This is a genomic window from Nitratireductor aquibiodomus NL21 = JCM 21793 (assembly GCF_000615975.1).
Classification (GTDB): domain Bacteria; phylum Pseudomonadota; class Alphaproteobacteria; order Rhizobiales; family Rhizobiaceae; genus Nitratireductor; species Nitratireductor aquibiodomus.
On sequence record NZ_BAMP01000034.1, the window covers coordinates 15,271 to 40,247 of the forward strand.

Genomic DNA, 24,977 nt, shown 5'->3' on the forward strand with positions numbered 1-24,977 from the left:
CAGAACGCTGCCAATGCGACGCCGACTCATGCTTCCGAAGCCTTAATGGCGTCGGATCGCGATCTCTGCGGCGCTAAACACCTGTCCGCTGAAACACACGCTCCCCCACAACCCTCACGCCCCCTCTGATCCATACAATGCATGAACGATAGCGGATTCTGATTACATATACAACCTATAGTAGATTATGTGGATATCTTCTCAATTTACACGCACAAGATCGCATGGGATTTAAAAATTACCCATGTTTTTCAGTAAGATAAGATAAAAATTCGCCGATGCTCGAGCAGATCGGAAATGCAGCCTTTCCGATACAATCAGCGTATCTATATACGTATACAACCATGTAAAACGCCGACCCGAAGGGCCGGCGTCCATGTGCTCAGAGAGTGTAACCGTATCGCGCGGGTCAGCGTTCCGGGCGAAAACCGAGAAGTCGCAGCGCGTTCAGCGTCACAAGCACCGTAGCGCCAGTGTCGGCGAGGATGGCGATCCACAACCCCGTGATACCGAGCACCGTTGTGACCAGGAACACGGCCTTTAGACCGAGGGCAATCGTGATGTTCTGGCGGATGTTGGCCATCGTCGCCCGCGCCAGACGCAGCAGTCCCGCGACATCACCCACACGATTGCGCAACAGCGCCCCGTCTGCCGACTCAAGCGCCACGTCAGTGCCCGATCCCATGGCCACTCCCACATCAGCCGTGGCCAGCGCCGGTGCATCGTTGATCCCATCGCCGATCATCATCACCGTATGCCCGGCAGTCAGCTCACGGATGGCAGACACTTTGTCGTCAGGCAGAAGTTCGGCACGGTATTCCATCGACAGGCTCCCTGCGATGGCTTCGGCTGTACGGGCATTGTCTCCGGTGAGCATCACCGAGCGCACGCCGAGTTCCCTGAGATCATGCATTGCAGCAGCGGCATCCTCGCGGGGCTCGTCCCGCAGGGCGATCACGCCGGAAAGCGCATTAGCCCGGAAGACAGCCGCAACAGTCTTGCCCTCTGCCTCGAGCGCTTCAATGCGCGCTTTCGCATCCGGGGTCATCGCTCCCCGCTCTTCGGCATACCGTGGCGAGCCGACAAATACGATCTCCCCGCCAAGCTGCGCCTCCACGCCCCGGCCGGGGATGGCGCGCGCGTCACGCCCCGCCTCGAAAGCTATGCCCTGCCCTTCGGCATGGGCGAGCACCGCCTCCGCCAGGGGATGACTTGAACCGGCTTCGACACCGGCAGCCAGCGCCAGCACCGCCTTCTCATCCCCTTCAGGCGACCACACATCCGTGACCACGGGGCGGCCGACCGTGAGCGTGCCGGTCTTGTCGAACGTCACCAGGTTGACCCGCGCGGCGGCCTCGATCACCGCACCGCCTTTCAACAGCAGTCCGCGACGCGCCCCCGCTGAGAGGAGGAAGCATGGAAGCCGGCACGGAGATCACCAGCGCACACGGACACCCGATCAAGAGCAGCGCCAGCGCGCGGTATACCCAGACATCCCAGGCCGCACCCGCAGCCAGCGGCGGCACGATTGCAACCAGAATGGCGAGGGCCACGATTGCCGGCATATAATAGCGGCTGAACCGGTCGATGAAGCGCTCGGTGGGTGCACGCGCCTCCTGCGCCTCTTCGACGAGGCGGATGATGCGCGCGATGGTGTTGTCTTCGGGCGCGCGCGTTACACGCACCTTGATCGCCGCGTCGGTGCTGATCGATCCGGCAAAGACCTCGTCGCCTTCACCCTTCGTTTTTGGCACGGATTCGCCCGTCACCGGGGCCTCATCAATACCGGCCATCCCGTCGACGATCGCGCCGTCAGCGGGTATCCGGTCGCCCGGCCGAACAACGACGATCTGTCCGATGGCGAGTTCCGACGCCTGCACCTTCCGGGTCTTGCCGTTTTCCTCGAGCAGCGCCGTCTTGGGAACAAGGTCCCCCAGCGCCCGGATACCCGCCCGCGCACGGTTTGCCGCCACACCCTCCAGAAGTTCGCCGACGGCAAAGAGGAAGACCACCAGCGCGGCTTCCTCGGCCGCACCGATAAAGAGCGCACCGGCCGCCGCCACCGTCATCAGCATTTCGATTGTAAAGGGCATGCCGGCACGCAGAGCGGCAAAAGCCCGGCGTGCGACCGGCGCGACGCCGATCAGGCAGGCCGCCACAAATGCCCACATACCCAGCTCACCCGGCAGCGCGAACTCTGCGCCCCATGCAGCCGCCAGCAAAAGGCCGGTGAAGATGACGAGACGTCCCTTTCCGGTCCGGTACCAGCTCTTGCCACCATCGTCCGCACCATGAACGTGACCGGCTGCACCGTGTCCCGGATCGGACGGTCTGGGTTCCCGATCCTGCCGGCTCCCATGACCGCCACAGCACGCGCCGGCGGTGGGGTCGTCGCTGTCGAGCGCGCCGGGGTTCTGCCGCGTGGAAACCGTATAGCCGAGCCTCTCGACCGTCCGCTCAACCTTTCCGCGTTCGGTCCTGCCCTCATCGAGCGCCAGCGCCAGCGTTTCGGACATAACCGAAACCCTCACGTCGCTCACACCGGGCAGGCGCTCAAGCGCTGTCCGGATCTTGCTCGCGCAACTTGCGCAATCCATGCCGCCCACGGTCCAGGAATGGGTGTTTGCGGCGCGATCATCCTGTTTCAAGGACACGATGATTCTCCTTGCAGTCTATCAACGACCGCAAGATAGGACCTCTAGTCACTAGAGCTTCAAGAGGGAAAGTGATGTTTTTGGTTAGAGGGAGGAATACACCGCATCGCCGCCAATCCACGTCGAAACGACCCCCAGATCGTCATCGAGCACGACAAAGTCGGCGTCCATGCCCGCCTCCAGACGCCCCTTGGCGTGATCCAGCCCGATGGCCTGTGCAGGATAGAGGCTCACCATGCGAAAAGCTTCGTCCAGTGACAGGCCGACGTTACGGTAGAGATAAGACACGGTGGAGATCATATCGATATCCGCACCGGCCAGAGTTCCATCCTCCAGCGTCAGGCGCCCGTTCTCCCGCTTGATGGTCCGCCCGTTCAACTCGAACGACTTTATGTCCGTTCCGATGGTCGACATGGCATCCGTTACGGCAAAAATGCGCGCCGGGCCGTTCTTGGCCCGCAATGCAACGCCAATCGCCACCGGATCGACATGAACACCGTCGGCAATAATACCACCCAGAGCTTTCCGCTTTCTAGCGCCGCCCCAACGACACCCGGTTCACGATGTCCCAGCGGGCTCATCGCATTAAAAAGGTGCGTAACAAGCGACGCACCTGCCTGCGCATAGGCGAGCGCGGTACGGCAGGTCGTGTTCGTATGACCAAGGCTGACCTTCACCCCACCATCAACGAGCGCCCGCACCTGATCGACCGTCACGTTTTCCGGGGCAAGCGTCACCATCAACGCCGGAAGACCGTCACGCGCCTCAATCAGGGCGGCAAGGTCGGCGTCCTCCATCGGCCGGATCAGGGCCGGATCGTGTGCGCCCTTGCGCTCGATGGAAAGATGCGGTCCCTCAAGATGCAGGCCGAGAAAGCCAGGCACTCCCGCACGCGCAGCTTCCTGCCCGGCGGCAACCGAAGTCTCAGTCGATCCGCGCGTGTCGGTAATAAGAGTGGGCAAAAGACCGGTGGTGCCAAACATCGCGTGCGCCCGGCACATTTTCTCAAGACCCTCGACGCCACAGTCACCGTCGAACATCACACCGCCGCCGCCATTCACCTGAAGGTCTATAAAGCCCGGCACGATCATGGCCCCGCCCGCTTCGCGCACCGGAAGATCGCGAGCCATTTTTCCGCGCACTTCGAGCCCGGCGATCTTTCCGTTCTCAACAGTCAGTACATGGTCGTCCAGCCAGGTCTGACCGTCAAAAATACGCGCGCCGGCGAGGGCAAAAGAAGACATGGTGCGTTCCGGTGTTTGAGAGTCTGTCAGCGTTCGGGAATTTTCAGTTCGGCAACGAAATCATAGGCATCACCGCGATAGACCGAGCGGGTGAATTCGATCACCCGCCCATTGGGCAGATAGGAAACACGTTCGATATAGAGAGCAGCCTCCCCGGTGGCGACCTTGAGGAGCGAAGCTTCACGCTCGTCCACATTGCGGGCCGAGATGCGCTGCGTGGCACGGCAGGGCCGGGCCGAACGCCTGTCGAGGGCATCGTAGAGAGAATCCGTCACCGAGGCCGGGTCGGGCAGGAAGCTGCCGATGATTGAAGCCCGCTCGATGGCCATGGGCACGTCGTCAGCAATGCGAAGGCGCTCAAGCCTCGAAACCGTATCCCCCACCGAAAGGCCCAGCACCATCATCTCGTCCGGTGACGGGGCAGCGACAATACGCTCCAGCCATTCCGAACGCGAAGTGAGACCTCGTCGGGCCATATCCTCGGTGAACGAGGTCAGAAGTGACAGCGATTGCTCAACGCGCGAAACCGAAGGCGCCACGAACGTTCCCGAACCGTGACGGCGGATAAGCCGCCCCTGCTTTACAAGATCGTCCACCGCACGGCGCACGGTGACACGGCTTAGTTCTGTCAGTTCGGCAATGTCGCGCTCAGTCGGAAGGGCCTCCCCTTCACCCAGAACACCACCGGCAATTGCGTCTTCCAGCAGACGACGCAAGCGCAGATAGAGCGGCCCCGACCCCATGGCCGCGACCCGATCTGCGGTAAAGAGGCCCGGTGCGGTCATCGTCGCTCCTCCCCCGCCATTTCATGCGCAAACGCGCGCAGCGCGAGCTGAACTGCGCCTGAAAGGGCATCTCCCTGCGGCTCTTTAAGAATCGCCCGGTGTCGCGGCGCAAGCCGCCTAGCATATTCCTGCGCCAGCCCACCAAGAAGGCAAAGCCTGTCACACCCCCTAAAAACCACAGCATCCAGCGCCATGGTGATGTCGCGCACGGCATCGAGCAGGATGTCCCTGGCGAGGAGATCGCCCTTGCTGTCGTGTTCGAAGATCAACGGCGCGAAGGCACCATAGTCTGCGGGCCGTGCGCTCTGCTGGGCAAATTCCACCATCGCCTCGGGATCATCGTCAAACCGCGCCATGACCGCACGGCTTAGCGGCGTGTGCTCACGGATACCATCATGGGCGAGCAGGGTCTGCTGCAGCAATGTCCGGCCAATTACGGCGCCGCTCGCCTGATCGCCAATGGCAAATCCCCAGCCACCCACATTGCGCAGCGCACCGTTTGAACGCGCCACATACACCGAGCCGGTGCCGAGTATGGCCATCACGCCATCCTCGTCGCCCAGCGCACCCTGAAGCGCGATCAGACCGTCATGAACGAACCGGGTATCTGCGAAGGGGAGTGCTTTTGCGAGTTCCTGCTGGCGCTCGCCAACATTGATCCCCGCAAGGCCGAGAAAGGCGGGAATCTCCGACAACCTGTCGACATCAACTCCCGCATCCTTCAGGGCTTCGCCAGCGGCTGCAACAATGTTTTTGCCGATTGCATCCGATGTGGTGAAGATGTTGGCGGAGCCGCGCTTGCCGCGCCCGACAACCCGGCCGTGACGGTCAGCCAACGCTGCCCTGCAGCTGGTTCCTCCACCATCTATGGCTATGACGTATTCGCTCATGATTACTCCTCCAATCAATAATACCAAAAAGATACCTCCAGGAAACAACAAAAAATCATAAGCCCCAGAAATCAGCATAACCACCTGATTAAAAAACATAATTAGCACAGACTTCAGGAGCCCGTTCCGAAAGTGGCGGAATCAGGCTGGACAAATGGTATCTTTTTGGCCTTTAATTTCCGCATTGGAGGAGGCAGAGGGGTCCGGGGAGCCGCGCGTACAAGGGACACGAAAGAACGTTCTCAGCCGCGCAGGGCAATCCGGAAACGCTGACAACGCTTCGTGGGGCTCACGAAACACACCGAATTACCTCCATGGGAAATTCAGCAGCGCCCCGGGGCGCGCTCCAGGCTTGCGCGTCAGGCCACGGAGACACCTCCCGGGCACAACAGGGAGAAGATCATGATGAAATCCACCAGACTGGCATTGCTTGCCGCGACCATGCTGGGTGCAACCGGTATGGCGATGGCACAGGATGCCGAACTCACCATCGAAAGCTGGCGCAATGACGACCTGACGATCTGGCAGGAAAAGCTCATCCCGGCCTTCGAGGCCAAGCATCCGGGCATCAAGGTGACCTTCGCGCCAAGCGCTCCGACCGAGTACAATGCGGTTCTCAACTCCAAGCTCGATGCAGGCACGGCCGGCGACCTCATCACCTGCCGCCCGTTCGACGCCTCGCTCAGCCTTTATGAAAAGGGCCATCTGACGGATCTCAAGGATCTCGAGAACATGTCGAACTTCTCCGACGTGGCAAAGGCCGCGTGGAGCACGGACGACGGTTCTGCGACGTTCTGCGTGCCCATGGCATCCGTGATCCACGGCTTCATCTACAATGCCGACGCCTTCGAAGAGCTCGGCATCGAGCCGCCGAAGACCAACGAGGAATTCTACGCGGTCCTCGAAAAGATCAAGGAAGACGGCACCTACATTCCCATGGCCATGGGCGCCAAGGACCAGTGGGAAGCCGCCACAATGGGCTACACCAATATCGGCCCGAACTACTGGAAAGGCGAAGAAGGTCGTCTGGCGCTGATCAGCGGTGAGCAGAAACTCACGGACGAGCAGTGGGTCAAGCCGCTCGGCGAGATCGCCAAATGGGCTCCGTATCTGGGCGATGGCTTTGAGGCACAGGCCTATCCCGACAGCCAGAACCTTTTCACGCTTGGCCGCGCCGCGATCTTCCCGGCCGGCTCCTGGGAAATCGCCATCTTCAACGACCAGGCGGACTTCAAGCTTGGCGCGTTCCCCCCGCCGGTGCAGAATGCAGGCGACGAATGCTACATTTCCGATCACACGGATATCGGCATCGGCATGAACGCCAAGACGGAGAATGCGGAAGCTGCCCGCACCTTCCTGAACTGGGTCGGCTCGGCCGAATTCGCTTCACTCTACGCCAACTCGCTGCCGGGTTTCTTCTCGCTTTCCAGCGAGACCGTCGAGATGGAAGACCCGCTTGCCAGGGAGTTCGTCTCCTGGCGTGAAAACTGCAAATCGACCATCCGTCCCGCGCACCAGATCCTCTCGCGTGGCACGCCGAACCTCTGGAACGAGATGTGGAATGTCTCGGCCAATGTCCTGCGCGGCGCACAGGCGCCAGAAGAAGGTGCAAAGCAGCTTCAGGACGGTCTGGCCGGCTGGTACGAGCCCCAGCAGTAAATCCTGATCCCTGAACAGGAAGCCGGGTCCGCCCCATGCGCGGGCCCGGCACCATAGAGAGACGCTCCATGGCCCAAGCGACAAAGAAGCCCCGACGCTGGCATATTGCCGTGTTTCTGGCGCCCGCCGTGCTGATCTATACGGCGATCATGATCATTCCGCTTTTCAGCACGCTCCAGCTCGCCCTCTATAGCGAGGTGGAGAACAGCCAGGTCTTTGTCGGCCTTCAGAATTTCCGGGCCCTGTTCGGCGATCCGCAATGGTCGGACCAGTTCTGGAACGCGCTTAAGAACAACACCTGGTTCTTCATCGTGCACATGATCGTGCAAAACCCGATCGGCATCCTTCTGGCTGCGCTGCTTTCGAGCCCGCGCTTACGCATGCGCTCCTTCTATCGCACGGCCATCTTCATCCCGACGATCCTTTCCTTCGTCATCGCCGGTTTTGCGTGGAAGCTCATCCTGAGCCCATTATGGGGCGTGGCGCCCAACCTGCTTGATCTCGTTGGCTTAAGAAGCCTGTTCCAGCCTTGGCTTGGCAAGGAAGCCTATGCATTGACCACGCTGGCGCTCATCTCGGTCTGGCAGTTCGTCGGCATTCCTATGATGCTGATCTATGCTGCGCTTCTTTCCATTCCCGACGAGCTTCTCGAAGCCGCCGAGTGCGACGGCATCACCGGCATGTCGCAGTTCTGGAAGGTCAAGCTGCCACTGATCCTGCCCGCCATCGGCATTATCTCGATCCTCACCTTCGTCGGCAATTTCAACGCCTTCGACCTGATCTACGCCACGCAGGGCGCACTGGCGGGACCGGATTTCTCGACCGACATCCTGGGCACTTTCATGTTCCGCACCTTCTTCGGCTTCCAGCTTCAACTCGGTGATCCAAATCTGGGCGCGGCCATCGCGACAGCCATGTTCGCCATCATCCTCATCGGCGTGTCGATCTACCTCTTCGGCATCCAGCGGCGGCTGCGCCGCTACCAGTTCTGAGCCGGAGGCAGAAACCATGAGCACAGCCAGACACTCCCCTGCCCGCTCCATCGCCGCCCATGCGGTGCTGGCCACCTACACGATCATCGCGCTCTTTCCGGTGTTCGTGATCGTCATCAATGCCTTCAAGTCGCGCAAGGCCATCTTCCGCACGCCGCTGGAGCTGCCCAATGCGGAAACCTTCAGCCTGGTCGGCTTCGAAACCGTTCTAAAGCAGGGCGATTTCCTGCTCTATTTCCAGAACAGCTTCGTGGTCACCGTCGTGTCGCTGTTCATGGTGCTGCTTTTCGGCGCCATGGCCGCCTTCGCGCTTGCCGAATACCGCTTCAAGGGCAATTCGCTGATGGGCCTTTACCTGGCGCTCGGCATCATGATCCCGATCCGGCTCGGCACCGTGGCGATCCTCCAGATGATGGCCGCTTCCGGCCTCGTCAACACGCTGACCTCGCTGATCCTCTCTACACGGCACAGGGTCTGCCGCTGGCCATATTCATCCTGTCGGAGTTCATGCGGCAGGTCTCCGATGACCTGAAAAACGCCGGTCGCATCGACGGGCTCAGCGAATACCGCATCTTCTTCCGCCTCGTCCTGCCGCTTGTGCGCCCGGCCATGGCCACCGTTGCTGTCTTCACGATGATCCCGATCTGGAACGATCTGTGGTTCCCGCTGATCCTGGCGCCTGCCGAAGAAACGAAAACCATAACGCTTGGCGCACAGGTCTTCATCGGCCAGTTCGTCACCAACTGGAACGCGGTTCTGGCAGCCCTGTCGCTCGCCATTCTGCCGGTGTTGATCCTCTATCTGATCTTCTCGCGCCAGTTGATCCGCGGCATCACCTCGGGAGCCGTGAAATGAGTGCGCAGGAAAAACCCGTGCGGGCGCTGGTAGCAGGCCTCGGCAATATGGGCATGAGCCACGCCCTCGCCTATCACGCCAATCCCGGCTTCGAGATTGTCGGCCTCGTCTCGCGCTCAAAGCCGGAGCTTCCGGATGCGCTGAAAGACTATCCGCATTACACGAGCTTCGAAGAGGCGTTGACCAAGACCAAACCGGACCTGGCCTCCATCAACACCTATTCGGACAGCCATGCCCCCTACTCCATCGCGGCGATGGAAGCCGGCGCCCACGTCTTCGTGGAAAAGCCGCTGGCGACCAATGTCGCCGATGCAAGGCGTGTGGTGGAAACGGCAGAAACCCATGGTCGCAAACTGGTGGTGGGCTACATCCTGCGCCACCATCCTCATGGGTGAAACTGATCGAGGAAGCGCGCGGGCTCGGCGGACCCTATGTGTTCCGGCTGAACCTGAACCAGCAGTCCTCCGGCCCAAGCTGGCACACGCACAAACAGCTCATGGAGACCACGCCGCCCATCGTCGATTGCGGTGTGCACTATGTGGACGTGATGTGCCAGATCACCGACGCGAAGCCGGTGAAAGTGCGCGGCATGGGCGTTCGGCTCTCAGACGAGATCGCTCCAGACATGTACAATTACGGGCATTTCCAGGTGATTTTCGAGGATGGCTCGGTCGGCTGGTATGAAGCCGGCTGGGGGCCGATGATGTCGGAGACCGCCTTCTTCGTGAAGGACATCGTGTCGCCGAAAGGCTGCGTCTCCATCGTCATGGACGAGGGCGCGAAATCCGACGACATCGACGCGCACACGCAGACCTCGCGCATCCGCATCCACAGGGCCGAAACCGACGACGAAGGCCGCTTTGCAAAAGAGGACACGCTCCTCTCCATGGAAGGCGAGCCGGGACATCAGGAGCTGTGCGACCGCGAACAGGCCTTCGTTCTCAAAGCCATCCGCGAAGACATCGATCTCACACGGCACATGAACGATGCCGTGCAATCCCTCAACATCTGCCTCGCCGCCGACGAAAGCGTGCGAAGCGGCAAGGAAATAGAACTGTAGGACGAAACCGTGGGCTCACTCGCACTCAAGAACATCACCAAGTCGTTCGGCCAGGTCGACGTCATCAAGGGCGTGGATCTGGAGGTTCAGGACGGCGAACTCGTCATCTTCGTCGGCCCGTCGGGCTGCGGCAAATCCACCCTTCTGCGCATCATCGCCGGCCTGGAAGACGCCAGTGGCGGCAGCATTGCCATCGACAGCGCCGATGTGAGCTCAACGCCCCCGTCCAGGCGGGGCATCGCCATGGTTTTCCAGACCTATGCGCTCTATCCGCATCTCACCGTGCGGGACAATATGAGCCTTGGCCTGAAACAGGCAAAACATCCTGCCGCGCACATCGCCGAACGTGTCGATTTCGCCTCGAAGATGCTGTCGCTCGAGCCCTATCTCGACCGCCGGCCGGCCGAACTCTCCGGCGGCCAGCGGCAGCGCGTCGCCATTGGCCGCGCGGTGGTGCGCAAGCCCAAGCTCTTCCTGTTCGACGAACCGCTCTCCAATCTGGATGCTGCGCTCCGTGTCAACACACGGCTGGAGATTGCGCGCCTTCACCGCGAACTGGGTGCAACCATGGTCTACGTCACCCACGACCAGACCGAAGCCATGACGCTCGCTGACCGCATCGTGGTTCTGAACGGCGGCAGGATCGAGCAGGTCGGCACGCCCATGGAGCTTTACAACGACCCGGCCAATCTTTTCGTCGCCGGTTTCATCGGCTCGCCCCAGATGAACTTCATTGACGCCGGACTGCTCGGCCGCGAAGATGCAAAGACCATTGGCATCCGCCCGGAGCACATCTCCATCGTGCCCGCCAACGGCGACATCAAGGGGCGCGTATCCCACATCGAGCATCTGGGCGCGGATACGAACCTCTATCTCGACTGCGGCGATGCGGGCCTTCTGTGCGCACGCCTGTTCGGCGAACACCAGTTTGAGATCGACAGCGAGCTGAACGCAAAGTTTGATGAAACCCGGGTCTTCCGGTTCGATGATCAGGGCAAGGCTATCCGCCGCACAGCCTGACACGCCTGATCGAGATTTCGGCCAGCGGCCCGGACCGCTGCCTGAATGCAACATTGTGCCATTTTGTAACGGAATCATGTGACTTAAAGCTTCTCCTCGCCTGAAAACCTTGCATCGCAAGAAAAGCGCGCTTAGTCGATCGTTAACGGTACACACGGAAGCTGTACCGGAGACGGCGAGATGGACGAAGGGTGGCTCGGCAATGGAAAGTGAATTCGTTCCGGTATCCAAGCGCGTCACCATACAGGATGGTGTGTACCAGCAGCTTCGTCATGCACTCATGGTCGGTCGCTTCGACCCGGGCCAGACGCTGACCATAGCATCGCTCGCTGACACCTTCGGCACCAGCCACATGCCGGTTCGAGAAGCTCTTCGTCGGTTGGCGGCCGAAAACGCACTTGAAATTGCGCCGAACGGATCTGCACGCGTTCCAGCCATCAGCAAGGCGCGGCTCGACGATCTTTGCCGCGCACGCATCGCCATCGAAGGTCTCGCTGCAGAGCTTGCGGCCCCCAACACAAGCGACGCCGATATCAACGCGCTTGAAGAGTTGGTGAAGGCCCACGAGACCTCCAGTCACGAAGAGAGCATCTACACGATGCTGGTGAAGAACCAGGAATTTCACTTCACCCTTTATCAGGGCTCCGGTTCTGAAGTGCTGTTGCAACTGGCCGAGTCGCTATGGCTGCGCTTCGGCCCCTACATGCGCATGCTGACGCGCCACCTGGAGCCGACACTCCGCTCGCACGAGGGCGAAACATACACCCGCCATCACCACGATGCGATCGCAGCGTTACGCCAGCGCGACGGAGCCGGTGTGCGTCAGGCAATCAGCGAAGACATCAAATCCACACAGACCCTGCTTCGCCCGCTTTGCGACTGAAGTCGCATATTGACGACTGGCCCGCGCCGGAAGGCGCTTTGGAGCAAGCGCTTGGGGCCGGAACGTGAAAAACTGACGCCAAATCTATTCCGCTACCCGGAGATTTGCCATGAACCAGAATGACAAGGCCCGCACTTTCCACGCCCTGCATGTGAAGGGAGAGCCCCTCGTTCTCTATAACATCTGGGATGCAGGTTCGGCAGCAGCGGTGGCGAGCGCGGGCGCGCAGGCTCTGGCCACGGGAAGCTGGTCGGTCGCCGCGGCCCATGGCTATGGCGACGGCGAGAAAATCCCGCTTGCGTATCTCGCCCAGGTGGCCGGGCGCATCGTGGAAACCGTGAACCTGCCCCTCTCTGTGGATTTCGAAGGCGCCTATGCCACTGACCCACAGGGGGCGGCTGACAATGTCTCACGCATTCTCGACGCAGGCGCGGTGGGCATCAATTTCGAAGATCAGATCGTCGGTGGCGACGACCTGCATGAGATTGCCGATCAGGTGAAACGCATCTCCGCCATCCGCGCCATGGCGGAGAAACGGGGGATACCGCTCTTCATCAATGCGCGCACTGATTTGTTCCTCAAGGATAGCGACCGTGGCCGGCATCCAGCGCTGCTCGCCGAGGCGAAGGAGCGCGCCAGGGCCTTTGCCGATGCCGGTGCCAGTGGCTTCTTTGCCCCTGCACTGGTGGATGAAGCCCTGATCGAAGACCTTTGCGGCGCTTCCAGCCTGCCCGTCAACATCATGGCGATGAAGACTGCGCCGGATGCCGCGACACTCGGGCGGCTGGGCGTTGCCCGCATCAGCCACGGTCCCGGCCCCTACCGCGCTGCCATGGCGTGGCTCAAAGAGGCGGCGAGCGGGATTTACGGATAGCGGACGGGTTTGCACCGGGCGCTCTGGCGCCTGACGGCTTCAGAAGGACCAGACCGGTCAGTCTGCGGCAGGTGGCTTGTTCCAGTGGATGTGCTCCAGCGCCTGAATGCGGCCGCGCGCAGAATCCCAGTCCCTGTGTGTCACGCGATCAACAATCGCCTCCACCAGCGCCATCAGCACCACGCCGGAATCCCACGTGCGACCGGAATCGATCGCACAAGGCAGAACCACCTTGGCGTAGCGTGAGATCGGTGACAGCCAGCTATCGGTGATCAACACGATACGCGCCCTGCGCTCGCACAGAAGCTCGCTCAGATGGACAAGGTCGCGCTGGTAGCGGCGAATATCGAAGAGCACCACGACATCACCCGCCTTTACGTCAAGCAACTGATCATCCCACGTGGAGGTCTGGTCCTGAAACCGGCGCACATTGGGCCGCACAATCCGCAGATGCGCCGCCATATAGCGCGCGATGGCATCGCTGAAACGCCCTCCGAGCGTGTAGCAGGAGGCCTTCGGATCAGAGAGCAGCGCACAGGCCGCCTCAAACTCGCTTTCGGGTATGGCCTCGAGTGTCGCCTGAATGTTGGCGGTTGCGCGCGAAAAATAAGCGCCGAGCGCAGACCCATCCAGGCTGCGCGCGGCCGAACTGTCCCCCTTCTCAAGCGGTGAGAGCAGTTCCGCCTGGATTTCGGCGCGCAGCGCCCGCTGAAATTCCGGATACCCGGAAAAGCCCAGCCGCGACACGAAGCGCAGAACGGTTGGGGCGCTGGTGCCGGCAAGGCCGGCAAATTCGGCAACGGTCGACAGGCCACTGCTTGGATAGTTGGCAAGAAACGTGTGTGCCACCTTGCGCTCGGCATCGGTCATCTGACCGAGTGCCCCGTGAACCTGCTCTTTCATTCCCAAACGCGTCTCTCCCGCCAATCCGGATTTCGATCCGTAACAAAAATTACACGATTGACAAAATTGCGGCAATGCTAATCATTATTACAAATCTGCTGCACGATGACCTTTCACCGGGAAGATGACAGGGGCAAGCAGATCCACAGGGAGGTTTGATGGCCAGGGCGCTGCTTGTTCCATCCGATGGAGAGCCGTTCCAGATAGAACGCATCGACGGGCAATCGCCCGTCATTCTGGTATGCGAACACGCATCGCGCACCATTCCCCGTTCGCTCTCGACACTCGGTGCGAAGCCGGACACGCTGACAAGCCACGCCGCCTGGGACATCGGCGCACTGGCGACGGCACAAAAGCTCTCGGCTCTGCTCGACGCTCCGCTCATCCACCAGCGTTTCTCGCGCCTTGTCTACGATTGCAACCGTCCGCCAGAGGCGCCCGACGCCATTCCGGAGATGAGCGAAGTCCATGCAATCCCCGGCAACCGCAATCTGCCGGACGAAGCGCGACAACAGCGTATCGCGGAAATCTACGAACCCTTTCGCCAGGCGCTCGCGGACCTTGTCGCAGCGCGCACCGGTCCGGCGAAACAGCCGGTTATTGTCACGATCCATTCTTTCACGCGGGTTTATTTCGGGATTGCTCGCCATCGCGCAATCGGCCTTCTGCACGATCGCGACAGGCGGTTGGCGGATGCCATGCTGCAGCTTGCCGAGAATGAGGGCATCACCAACGCGATGCGCAATTACCCCTATGGGCCCGATGACGGTGTCACGCACACGCTGCGCCTTCATGCCGTTCAGCACGGTCTGCTCAACGTCATGATCGAATACTGCAGCGACCTGATCGACACCGAACCGGGGCAAGACGAATGGGCCGGGCGCACGGCAAGACTGCTTGAAGCAGCGCTGCAGCGCTTTCACATCGACATACACGCAGCCGGACCGGAACAAGCCTGACAAGAAAAGGCCGGCGCAGAACCAGAGCGGGAAAACAGGGGAACAAAAATGGGAGACGGGAACCGATGCCGAACGCCATAAGGCGCTATGTCCGTCTGATCGACCGGACAAATCATTATGTCGGTCTGGTGGTCATGTACATGATCTTCCTGATGATCGGCATCCTGCTCTATTCGTCGATCATGAAGACCGTGGCCATTCCGCCTCTTTGGACACTGGAAATGGCGCAGTTCGCCATGGTTGCCTACTACATGGTCGGCGGCGGCTGGGCACTGCAGAATGACGCGCATGTGCGCATGGACCTGATCTATGCCCGATGGTCGCCCCGCACGAAGGCGCTTGTCGATTCCATCACCGTTCTGTTCCTGATCTTCTATCTCTCGCTTCTGCTCTATGGCGGTTTTTCCTCCACCTCCTATGCGTTGAAATACGGTGAGACCAGCTATTCGGCCTGGTCGCCCTACATGGCGCCGATCAAGATCATCATGTGCATCGGCATCGCGCTGACGCTGCTTCAGGCGATAGCCCAGCTCTTCAAAGATATCGCGCACGCACGCGGGGAGGAGCTGTCATGAGCTATGAACTGACAGCAATCCTCATGTTCACCGGCATGATGGGGCTGCTCCTGACAGGACAGCGCGTCTTCGGGGCCATCGGTTTCATTGCGGTGGCCTTCGCGCTTCTGCTTTGGGGCACGGGCGGTTCCGAGATCGCCTTCTCCGCCGCCATGAAGCTGATGAAATGGTACGCGCTGCTGACGCTGCCGCTCTTTATCTATATGGGCTACATGCTGTCGGAATCGGGCATTGCCGACGATCTCTACAAGATGTTCCATGTGTGGTTCGGCCCGGTGCGCGGCGGGCTTGCCATCGGAACGATTGCCCTCATGGTGGTTATCTCCGCCATGAACGGCCTCTCCGTCGCCGGCATGGCCATCGGCGCGACAATCGCTCTGCCGGAACTACTCAGACGCGGCTACGACAAGATCATGGTGACCGGCGTCATTCAGGCAGGCTCATCGCTTGGCATTCTCGTCCCGCCCAGCGTGGTGCTGGTGCTTTACGCCATGATCGCGCGCCAGCCGGTCGGCCAGCTCTGGCTTGCAGGCGTGTTTCCGGGCTTGCTCATGGCCGGGCTCTTCATTCTCTACATCGCGGTCCGGTGCTGGCTGCAGCCCAATCTCGGGCCGGTTCTTCCTTCCGAAGAGCGCCGCATCCCCATGTCGGAAAAGCTCAAGCTCCTGTCGGCCGGCATTCTGCCCTTCATGATCTTCTTCCTGATGACCGGGCTTTTCGTCATGGGCGTCACCAGCCTTGTCGAAAGCTCCGCCATCGGCGCGGTTTCGGCGACCGCCGCCGCCGCTATCCGTGGCCGGCTCACGTTGAAGGTGATCCACGACACGGTGCGCAAGACGCTTTCCGTCTCGTGCATGTTCATGTGGATCATCCTGGCCGCGCTGTGCTTCGGCGCGGTGTTTGACGGTCTGGGTGCCGTCAGGGCCATCGAGGGATTCTTCTTGGATCAGCTCGGCCTGTCGCCGTGGGAAGTGCTGATCCTGATGCAGCTTTCCTATCTCATCATGGGCATGTTTTTGGACGACACGGCGATGCTCGTCATCGTCGCCCCGCTCTATGTGCCGCTCGTCAAGCTGCTTGGTTTCGACCTCATCTGGTACGGCGTGCTCTACACGATCACCTGCCAGATCGCCTACATGACCCCGCCCTTCGGCTACAATCTGTTCCTGATGCGGGCCATGGCGCCGCCGGAAATCAAGCTCGGAGACATATACCGGTCCATTATTCCGTTCGTTGCGGTGATGGTATTCGCGCTCATCATCGTGATGGTCTTTCCTCAGATCGCACTTTGGCTCCCGGAGCATGTCTATGCGCGCTGAAACCGCACAACCAAGGAGGTGACGACCAGAACAAGCCTGCGGCAATGCCCGGCAACAACGACCGGGACAACAACCAGAGGAGTGAACGAAGATGCAAAACAGACGCGACTTTCTGAAGAAAGCGGGCATGGCATCGGCGGCAGCAGCCGGAACCACGGCCCTTGCAACGCCCTATGTTCATGCGCAAAGCCCGATCCGCTGGCGGCTGCAGACCTATGCCGGAGCGGCCCTTGCCGAACATGTGGTCAAACCGGCCATCGACGCCTTCAACAAGGCGGCCAATGGCGAGATGGAAATCGAGCTCTACTATGCCGACCAGCTCGTACCGACGGGTGAGCTTTTCCGCGCCATGCAGAACGGCACGATCGACGCCGTGCAATCGGACGACGATTCCATGGCAGCGCCGGTCGATGTGTCGGTCTTCGGCGGCTATTTCCCCTTTGCCACGCGCTATTCGCTCGATGTGCAGGCGCTCTTCTACAAGCATGGCCTGGCCGAGATATGGGAAGAAGCCTACGGCGAGGTCGAAGGCGTTACATGGCTTTCGGCGGGTTCATGGGACCCCTGCCACTTCAACACCAAGGAACCCATCAAGAGCCTTGAAGATCTCAAGGGCAAGCGTGTCTTCACCTTCCCGACAGCCGGCAAGTTCCTCTCCCGCTTCGGTGTCGTTCCCGTCACCCTGCCCTGGGAAGACGTGGAAGTGGCCGTGCAGACGGGCGAGCTCGACGGCATCGCCTGGTCGGGCATCACCGAGGATTACACGGTGGGCTGGGCCGACGTGACGCCCTATCTGCTCACCAACAATATCTGCGGTGCCTGGGTTGGCTCCTTCTTCGCCAATTCCGACCGCTGGAACGAGGTGCCGGATCATCTCAAACAGCTCTTCCGGCTGGCGATGGATTCCTCGCACTATTACCGCCTGCACTGGTATTGGGCCGGCGAAGCGGACCTGCGCGTCAACGGAGGCAAGATGGAACTCACCACCATTCCCGACGCCGAATGGGCGACCGTGGAAGCGGAGGCGGAAAAATTCTGGGACGAGATCGCTGCCGAAGGCGGCCGCAAGGAGCGAGTGGTTCAAATCCTGCGCAACTACCGTTCCCTCATGCAGAAAGCCGGTCCGCCCTATCGCTACGGCTGATCCGAAAAAGACACATGGCCCCGGTCCTATTGCCGGGGCCAAACCCAAAAACCACCGACAGGACGAATTGAATGGCGGGCAAACTGACTTTGGAAAGCCTCAAGGCGGCAGCGGAAGCCGGTGAGATCGACACGGTGCTCGTCGCGCTGGTCGATATGCAGGGGCGCCTGATGGGCAAGCGTTTCCATGTGGATTTCTTCCTCGAAAGCGCGTTTGAGGAAACCCATAGCTGCAACTACCTGCTCGCCACCGACATGGAGATGTTCACAGTCGAGGGCTATTGCGCGACGAGCTGGTCGGCGGGCTATGGCGACTACACGATGAAGCCGGACCTCTCGACCATGCGCCGCATTCCCTGGCTGGAAGGCACGGCACTGGTTCTGTGCGACGTGCTCGACCACCACACGCATGACGACGTGCCCCATTCGCCGCGCGCCATCCTGAAAAAACAGGTCGCGCGGCTGGAAGCCATGGGCATGAAGGCGATGATGGCCTCGGAACTGGAGTTCTTCCTCTTCCGCGACACATTCGAGGAAGCCGCCGCCAAGGGCTATCGCGGACTGGAGCGCATCAGCACCTACAATGAGGATTACCACATCTTCCAGACAACCAAGGAGGAGGATGTGATGCGGGCGATCCGCAACGGCCTCAACGGCGCGGATGTGCCGGTGGAAAACTCCAAGGGCGAGGCCGATGCGGGGCAGGCGGAGATCAACGTCCGCTACACCGATGCGCTCACCATGGCCGACCGCCACGCCATCGTGAAAAACGGCTGCAAGGAAATGGCCTGGAAAGCCGGTCGCGCCATCAGCTTCATGGCCAAGTGGGACGACAAGGCCGCCGGCAGTTCCTCGCACGTCCATCAATCGCTATGGACGCTCGACGGCAAGCCGCTCTTCTTCGACCCTTCGGGCGAACACGGCATGTCGGAGATGATGAAACATTATATGGCAGGCCTACTCGCCCATGCCGGCGAAATCACCTATTTCCTCGCGCCCTACATCAATTCCTACAAGCGCTTTGCGGCCGGCACCTTCGCCCCCACCAAGGCGATCTGGTCGTTCGACAACCGCACGGCGGGCTACCGCGTCTGCGGTGAGGACACAAAAGCAGTGCGCGTGGAATGCCGGGTCGGCGGCGCCGACCTGAACCCCTATCTTGCCTTCGCGGCCCTGATCGCGGCAGGCATTGATGGCATCGAAAACAAGAGAGAGCTGGAGCCGGCCTTTGTCGGCGACGCGTATGAGGGCGAAGGGATCCGCGAGATCCCCAAAACCCTGCGCGATGCCGCCACCGCGCTCGACGGTTCAAAAATGCTGCGTGCGGCCTTTGGTGACGACGTTGTCGATCACTATGTCCACGCAGCCCGCTGGGAACAATCCGAATATGACCGCCGCGTCACCGACTGGGAGGTCAGGCGCGGTTTTGAGAGAGCATGACATGACGAAAACCCTGCAATGCATTTCCCCCATCGACGGATCGGTCTTTGCCGAGCGACCCGTGATGGACCCCGACAAGGCGGCCAAGCTTCTCGCCAATGCCCGCCATGCTCAAAAGGCCTGGGCCGCACGTCCGCTCGATGAGCGTATCAAGCTGGTAAATGCCGGCGTTGCCCGCCTCAACGAGATGAAAGACGAGGTGGTGCCAGAGCTTGCCCACATGATGGGCCGCCCGGTGCGCTATGGCGGCGAGTTCGGCGGCATGAACGAGCGCTCCGCCTATATGGCCGAGATTGCAGAGCGCGGCCTCGCACCCATCGTTCTGGAGGATTCGGAAAGCTTTGCGCGCCGCATCGAACGCGTGCCCCACGGGCTGGTCGGCGTCATCGCGCCGTGGAACTACCCTTACATGACCGCCATGAACACCATCGTGCCGGCCCTCATTGCCGGCAATGCCGTCGCGGTCAAGCACGCCACGCAGACGCTGCTCGTGGGTGAGCGCATCGTCCGCGCCTTCCATGAAGCGGGCATTCCCGAAGAGCTGTTCGTCAATCTCTTCCTTGACCATGCCGGTACTGAAAAATTGATCGGGAAGCGCTCCTTCGACTTCATCAATTTCACAGGCTCCGTCGGCGGTGGACGCGCCATCGAGCGCGCCGCAGCCGGCACCTTCACCGGGCTCGGGCTCGAACTCGGCGGCAAGGATCCCGCCTATGTGATGGATGATGCCGACATCGACTGGGCCGTCGATGTGCTGATGGACGGCGCGATGTTCAATGCCGGCCAGTGCTGCTGCGGCATCGAACGCATCTATGTCGCGGAGAAGCATTTCGACAGTTTTGTCGAGAAATCAGTGGACTGGGTGGGCAAGCTGAAGCTCGGCAGCCCGCTGGATGAGGGCACCACGATTGGCCCGATGGCCAACAAGCGGTTCGCAGCCGAAGTGCGTAGCCAGACTGAAGACGCATTGGCGCAGGGGGCGAAGGCCCTTGTCGATCCCAAGCGTTTTCCGGAAGATGATGGCGGCACCTATCTCATGCCGCAGATACTGGTGGACGTGAACCACCAGATGCGGGTGATGCGCGAAGAGAGTTTCGGTCCGGTTGTCGGCATCATGCCGGTGAAGGACGATGCCGAAGCACTCGACCTCATGAACGATTGCGAGTTCGGCCTGACCGCCTCGCTGTGGACCGCCGATCCCGAGCGCGCGGCGGCTATCGGTGCAGACATCGAAACGGGCACCGTCTTCATGAACCGTGCCGATTATCTCGATCCCGCATTGTGCTGGACCGGCTGCAAGAACACCGGGCGCGGTGGCGCATTGTCGGAAATCGGCTACCACAATCTGACCCGCCCGAAATCCTACCACATGAGAAAGAAACAGGCATGAAGCTCGAAGGAAACTGGTCCTATCCCACCGCAATACGGTTTGGCGCCGGGCGCATCAGGGAACTGGCCGAGGCCTGCAAGGCAGCCGGCATTTCAAAGCCCCTGCTCGTTACCGACCGTGGGCTGGCCGGCATGGACATCACGAAGAACGCGCTCGACATTCTGGAGGCGGCGGGCCTCGGGCGCGCCATGTTCTCGGAAGTCGATCCCAACCCGAATGACAAGAACCTCGAAGCCGGTGTGAAGGTTTTCAGGGATGGCGGTCATGATGCGTCGTTGCCTTTGGCGGCGGCTCCGGTCTCGATCTCGGTAAGCTGATCGCCTTCATGGCGGGCCAGACTAGACCGGTGTGGGATTTCGAAGACATTGGCGACTGGTGGACCCGCGCGGATGCATCGAAAATCGCACCGAACGTGGCCGTTCCCACGACAGCCGGCACCGGCTCGGAAGTGGGTCGCGCCGGCGTTCTCACGAACTCCGAAACCCATGTGAAGAAGATCATCTTCCATCCCCAAGTGCTTCCCTCCGTGGTCATCTGCGACCCGGAACTCACGGTTGGCATGCCGAAGGCCATCACCGCCGGCACGGGGATGGACGCCTTTGCGCATTGTCTGGAGGCCTATTCCTCACCCTTCTACCACCCGATGAGCCAGGGCATCGCGCTCGAAGGACTTCGTCTGGTGAAGGAATATCTCCCCCGGGCTTATCAGAACGGAAGCGATCTGGAAGCCCGTGCGCAGATGATGAGCGCAGCCGCCATGGGCGCGGTCGCCTTCCAGAAGGGGCTCGGCGCCATCCATGCGGTCTCGCACCCGGTCGGGGCGATCTACAACACACACCACGGAACCACCAATGCAGTGGTGATGCCGGCAGTGTTGAAAATGAACCGCCCGGAAATCGAGGACCGCATCAATGCCGCCGCCGCCTACCTGGGCATTGCGGGCGGGTTTGACGGATTCTTCGATTTCGTCATGGACCTTCGCGCAGAGCTCGGCATCCCTGAAAGACTTGGGGAGATGGGAGTCGGAACGGACCGCATCGATGAGATGGTGGCGATGGCTCTGGAAGACCCGAGTGCCGGCGGCAACCCGGTGAAGCTCACCGTTGCCAACACGAAGGCGCTGTTCGAAGCCTGTATCTGACGTTTGACCGCTGTCAAACGCCCCTCATCCGCCAGACGGGTGAGGGGCTACACTGGGTCTGCCTAAAGCTCCAGCACCACCGTGATCACGCCAGCCTCGCCGCTGTCCTTCACCACGAAACCGAAATCGCGGCACATGGCGAGCATTTTGGTGTTGTCGCTCAGGACAATGCCCTCAATGGCGCCAATGCCCTCTTCCCTGCCATAATCGATGAGCTGTTTCAGCAGCGCAAAACCAAGCCCGTGGCCCTGCAGGTCCGTGCGCACGAGCAGGCCATACTCGGCGATCTCCTTGTCAGGATCGGCGGAAAGACGGCCAATGCCCGCCATTTCCCCATCCTCTTCCCTGAGCGCGATGAAGGCCATGTCACGCTCGTAGTCGAGCTGGGTCAGCCGTTCCAGCATTTCGTCTGGAAAGTGCTTGCGCGGGGCGAGGAAGCGGAACCGGATATCCTCCGGCGAAACGCGCGCCAGGAAATCCGGAAACAACGCCACATCCGCAGGCTTGATCGGACGCAGATGGTAGCGGTGCCCTTCCAGGTTTACATCCTTTTCCCAGCCATCCGGATAAGGCGGATGGCAAGGTCCGGGTTCGGACCCTTGCGGTGGATCTCCGCAGGCTCGATCTCGATGCGTGCATCGAGCGCCACAACACCATTGGCATCGGCCAGCAGCGGGTTGATGTCCATGCCCTTGATGCAGGGGAAATCGACGATCATCTGCGATACGGCGTTGAGGGCGCCAGCAATCGCATCACTGTCGGCGGGCGCGCGATCGCGGTATCCAGCCAGCAGTTTTCCGATGCGGGTCGACGCCAACAGATCGCCGGCCAGAACGTCATCGAGCGGCGGCAGCGCAATGGCCGTATCCTCCATCACCTCCACCGCCGTGCCGCCCGCACCAAACATCACCACCGGCCCGAAAATCGGATCCTGACTGACCCCGAGAATGAGTTCATGGGCGTGTTTGCGCACCACCATGGGCTGAACGGCAAAGCCTTCAAGCCCGTCGGCCATGCCCGCGTCGTCCAGCCGCTTCATGATGTTCTCGGCGGCCTTCTGCGCCGCTTCCGGCGTCTTGAGGCCAAGCACCACGCCGCCGACATCCGATTTGTGCGTGATGGTTCTGGAAAGAAGTTTGACGACAACCCTTTCCGAGCTTTCGAGCAACCGTGCAGCGGCCTCACTCACAGCTTCTGGTGTCTCGACAATCACGGTTTCAGGCACGGGAATCCCGTAGGCAGCAATGGCAGCCTTGGCCTCCGGCTCCGTCAGCATGCGACGGCCTTCGGCGGCGACCTTTTCGAGAATGGCACGCAGGCTTTCGCGGTCTCCCTCAACATCCTCGCTGCGGCTCGAAGGCACACGGGTCAACGCCTTCTGGGCACGTGACCATTCACCGAGATAGGAAAGCGCCGCAGTGGCGCTCGACGGGGTGCTGAAGTTTGCAATGCCCGCTTCCTGTAGGATGCGACGCCCCTCGCGCGCGGTCTCCTCACCCAGCCAGCAGGTGATGAGCGGCTTGCCGTTCACCCGCCCCTTGTCGGCATGTGCGGCAACGGCGCGGGCGGCATCGGAGGGAGAGGCAAGCCCGGTCGGGCAGTTGAACACCAGAACGGCATCCGTGTCGGGATCGTCGGCCACCGCCAGAAGCGCCTCGCTATAACGCTCAGGCGGCGCATCGCCGATAATGTCGGCGGGGTTGGAATGCGACCAGTTCGGCGGCAGCGCCCGGTCCAGACGGGCGATGGTTTCGGGCGAAAACTCCGCCAGCGTCCCGCCCAGATCGTTGAGCCGGTCCACCGCCAGCACACCGGCCCCGCCGCCATTGCTGACAATGCCCACATGGGCCCGCTGCAGCGGGCGGAAGCGCGCCAGCACTTCCGCAGCATCGAACAGTTCGCCCAGATCGAGCACCCGCAGAATGCCGGCACGGCGCAATGCGGCCTCCACCACCCTGTCCGCGCCCGAAAGCGCGCCGGTGTGCGTCGCTGCCGCTTGCGCCGCCTGCGCGTGACGGCCTGCCTTGATAGCGATCACCGGCTTCAGCCGCGCAGCCGCCCGAGCGGCGGTCATGAATTTGCGCGGATTGGGGATTGTTTCGAGATACATGAGAATGCCGCGCGTGCGCCCATCGCCAGCGAGCATTTCCAGATAGTCGCCCACATCCACATCGGCCATGTCGCCCAGCGAAACGATATGCGAGAAGCCAACGCCTTCCGCCGCCGCCCAGTCCACAAGCGACGTGGCAATCGCGCCCGATTGCGAAAGCAAAGCGAGCCCGCCGGGCCTGGCCTGCATATGCGCGAAGCTGGCGTTGAAATTCATCGGCGGCACGATCAGCCCCACCGTGTTCGGCCCGATGATCCGGAACAGATATGGCTTTGCCGCGTCTAGCATGGCCTGACGCAACCCGTTTTCCCGTGTCAGCCCGGCGGTAATGACGACAGCGGTGCGCGTTCCCTTCTCGCCAAGCTCGGTGATGATGCCCGGCACCGTTTTCGGAGGCGTGACGATGACGGCAATGTCCGGGATGCCTGGAATGTCGGCAGCGCGCTTGTAGCAGCGCCGGCCTGCCACTTCCCTGTATTTCGGATTGACGGGCCAGATCTCGCCGTCAAACCCGCCATCCTGCAGGTTCTGCATCACGATATGACCGACGGCGCCGGGCCTCTTTGAAGCACCGATGACGGCAACAGAGCGTGGACGGGCGGCGAATTCAAGATTGCGGATCGTCATGAACGATGGCTCCGGGTTCGCGCGAGTTGTGCGTTTCGGCATCACTATAGCGGCATGGCGCAGCAACTGCGCAACCCGCGATATGCGGTTGCCCTCAGCCTATTGAGCGCGAGGAAACTCCAGCCGCGGCACCGCCGCCACGAGCGCCTTGCCAGCCGGCGATTGCGGGCTGTCGATGATTTGCGAAGTCGGTCCCGTCTCGACAACACGGCCGCTCTCCATGATCGCCACCCGATGTGCGATGAGCCGCACGACCGCCAGATCATGCGCGATGAAGAGGTAGGAGAGGCCTTCGCTTTTCTGCAAATCAGCGATGAGTTTCAGGATCTCTCCACGTATCGACTGGTCGAGCGCGGAAACCGGCTCGTCCAACACGATCAGCGAAGGGCGCGCAGCCAAGGCACGCGCGATGGCGACCCGCTGGCGCTCGCCGCCCGACACTTCATGGACGCCG

At 61.2% G+C, this 24,977-nt stretch carries 15 protein-coding genes and 6 pseudogenes; 14 read left to right on the forward strand and 7 right to left on the reverse strand.

Annotated features, from left to right (window positions below; translation table 11 throughout):
- Positions 1-409: 409 nt before the first annotated feature.
- The 4 genes and pseudogenes from JCM21793_RS31620 to JCM21793_RS11370 all read right to left on the reverse strand — a co-directional run bounded on the left by JCM21793_RS31620 (position 410) and on the right by JCM21793_RS11370 (position 5,573).
- A pseudogene (locus JCM21793_RS31620) lies at positions 410-2,654 on the reverse strand (heavy metal translocating P-type ATPase).
- Between the two features lie 84 nt (positions 2,655-2,738).
- Positions 2,739-3,898: pseudogene (nagA, locus tag JCM21793_RS25430) on the reverse strand (N-acetylglucosamine-6-phosphate deacetylase).
- A 26-nt stretch (positions 3,899-3,924) separates the two neighbouring features.
- Positions 3,925-4,683 carry a GntR family transcriptional regulator gene (locus JCM21793_RS11365; protein WP_025030448.1) on the reverse strand — a complete coding sequence of 253 codons (759 nt, stop codon included), beginning with the start codon at positions 4,681-4,683 and terminating at the stop codon, positions 3,925-3,927.
- A complete protein-coding gene (locus JCM21793_RS11370) occupies positions 4,680-5,573 on the reverse strand; it encodes a glucosamine kinase nucleotide-binding domain-containing protein (protein WP_025030449.1) in 894 nt (297 codons plus the stop codon). The genes JCM21793_RS11365 and JCM21793_RS11370 overlap by 4 nt, the downstream gene beginning before the upstream one ends.
- Before the next feature lie 402 nt (positions 5,574-5,975).
- Between JCM21793_RS11370 and JCM21793_RS11375 the strand changes: the two genes are divergently transcribed.
- The 7 genes and pseudogenes from JCM21793_RS11375 (at position 5,976) to JCM21793_RS11405 (ending at position 12,916) form a co-directional block, all read left to right on the forward strand.
- A complete protein-coding gene (locus JCM21793_RS11375) occupies positions 5,976-7,232 on the forward strand; it encodes an ABC transporter substrate-binding protein (protein WP_025030450.1) in 1,257 nt (418 codons plus the stop codon).
- A gap of 68 nt (positions 7,233-7,300) precedes the next feature.
- The gene (locus tag JCM21793_RS11380) at positions 7,301-8,224 is read left to right on the forward strand and encodes a carbohydrate ABC transporter permease (RefSeq protein ID WP_025030451.1); all 924 of its coding nucleotides are present in this window, start codon (positions 7,301-7,303) and stop codon (positions 8,222-8,224) included.
- A gap of 16 nt (positions 8,225-8,240) precedes the next feature.
- A pseudogene (locus JCM21793_RS25435) lies at positions 8,241-9,079 on the forward strand (carbohydrate ABC transporter permease).
- Positions 9,076-10,139: pseudogene (locus JCM21793_RS25440) on the forward strand (Gfo/Idh/MocA family protein). Before JCM21793_RS25435 ends, JCM21793_RS25440 begins: the two co-directional pseudogenes overlap by 4 nt.
- A gap of 9 nt (positions 10,140-10,148) precedes the next feature.
- A complete protein-coding gene (locus tag JCM21793_RS11395; RefSeq protein ID WP_025030452.1) occupies positions 10,149-11,159 on the forward strand; it encodes an ABC transporter ATP-binding protein in 1,011 nt (336 codons plus the stop codon).
- 202 nt (positions 11,160-11,361) lie between these two features.
- Complete coding sequence (locus JCM21793_RS11400; RefSeq protein ID WP_025030453.1) at positions 11,362-12,042, forward strand: GntR family transcriptional regulator; 681 nt, start codon at positions 11,362-11,364, stop codon at positions 12,040-12,042.
- 109 nt (positions 12,043-12,151) lie between these two features.
- Positions 12,152-12,916: an isocitrate lyase/PEP mutase family protein gene (locus tag JCM21793_RS11405; RefSeq protein WP_025030454.1), complete on the forward strand. Its 765-nt coding sequence runs from the start codon at positions 12,152-12,154 to the stop codon at positions 12,914-12,916.
- 57 nt (positions 12,917-12,973) lie between these two features.
- Here JCM21793_RS11405 and JCM21793_RS11410 read toward each other — a convergent pair whose 3' ends face one another.
- The gene (locus JCM21793_RS11410) at positions 12,974-13,819 is read right to left on the reverse strand and encodes a MurR/RpiR family transcriptional regulator (protein ID WP_007008893.1); all 846 of its coding nucleotides are present in this window, start codon (positions 13,817-13,819) and stop codon (positions 12,974-12,976) included.
- 158 nt (positions 13,820-13,977) lie between these two features.
- On the opposite strand from JCM21793_RS11410, the gene JCM21793_RS11415 reads away from it, so the two are divergent.
- From JCM21793_RS11415 to JCM21793_RS25445, 7 genes and pseudogenes are all read left to right on the forward strand, one after another.
- Positions 13,978-14,778 (forward strand): N-formylglutamate amidohydrolase, encoded by an 801-nt coding sequence (locus JCM21793_RS11415; protein WP_007008894.1) that lies wholly within the window; start codon positions 13,978-13,980, stop codon positions 14,776-14,778.
- A 65-nt stretch (positions 14,779-14,843) separates the two neighbouring features.
- On the forward strand, positions 14,844-15,353 hold the full coding sequence (locus JCM21793_RS11420) for a TRAP transporter small permease subunit (protein ID WP_025030457.1): 510 nt from the start codon (positions 14,844-14,846) through the stop codon (positions 15,351-15,353).
- The gene (locus JCM21793_RS11425) at positions 15,350-16,672 is read left to right on the forward strand and encodes a TRAP transporter large permease (RefSeq protein ID WP_025030458.1); all 1,323 of its coding nucleotides are present in this window, start codon (positions 15,350-15,352) and stop codon (positions 16,670-16,672) included. Before JCM21793_RS11420 ends, JCM21793_RS11425 begins: the two co-directional genes overlap by 4 nt.
- A gap of 91 nt (positions 16,673-16,763) precedes the next feature.
- Positions 16,764-17,816: a TRAP transporter substrate-binding protein gene (locus tag JCM21793_RS11430; protein WP_025030459.1), complete on the forward strand. Its 1,053-nt coding sequence runs from the start codon at positions 16,764-16,766 to the stop codon at positions 17,814-17,816.
- A gap of 71 nt (positions 17,817-17,887) precedes the next feature.
- A complete protein-coding gene (locus JCM21793_RS11435; RefSeq protein WP_025030460.1) occupies positions 17,888-19,255 on the forward strand; it encodes a glutamine synthetase family protein in 1,368 nt (455 codons plus the stop codon).
- Position 19,256: 1 nt separating this feature from the next.
- Positions 19,257-20,645, forward strand: a complete 1,389-nt coding sequence (locus JCM21793_RS11440; protein WP_025030461.1) for an aldehyde dehydrogenase family protein — start codon at positions 19,257-19,259, stop codon at positions 20,643-20,645.
- A pseudogene (locus tag JCM21793_RS25445) lies at positions 20,642-21,786 on the forward strand (iron-containing alcohol dehydrogenase). The gene JCM21793_RS11440 and the pseudogene JCM21793_RS25445 overlap by 4 nt, the downstream one beginning before the upstream one ends.
- 62 nt (positions 21,787-21,848) lie before the next feature.
- Here the strand turns inward: JCM21793_RS25445 and JCM21793_RS25450 are convergent.
- Both JCM21793_RS25450 and JCM21793_RS11455 read right to left on the reverse strand, forming a co-directional pair.
- Positions 21,849-24,523: pseudogene (locus JCM21793_RS25450) on the reverse strand (bifunctional acetate--CoA ligase family protein/GNAT family N-acetyltransferase).
- A gap of 99 nt (positions 24,524-24,622) precedes the next feature.
- Positions 24,623-24,977: ATP-binding cassette domain-containing protein (locus JCM21793_RS11455; protein ID WP_025030462.1), on the reverse strand; the 355-nt coding region annotated here is incomplete at its 5' end.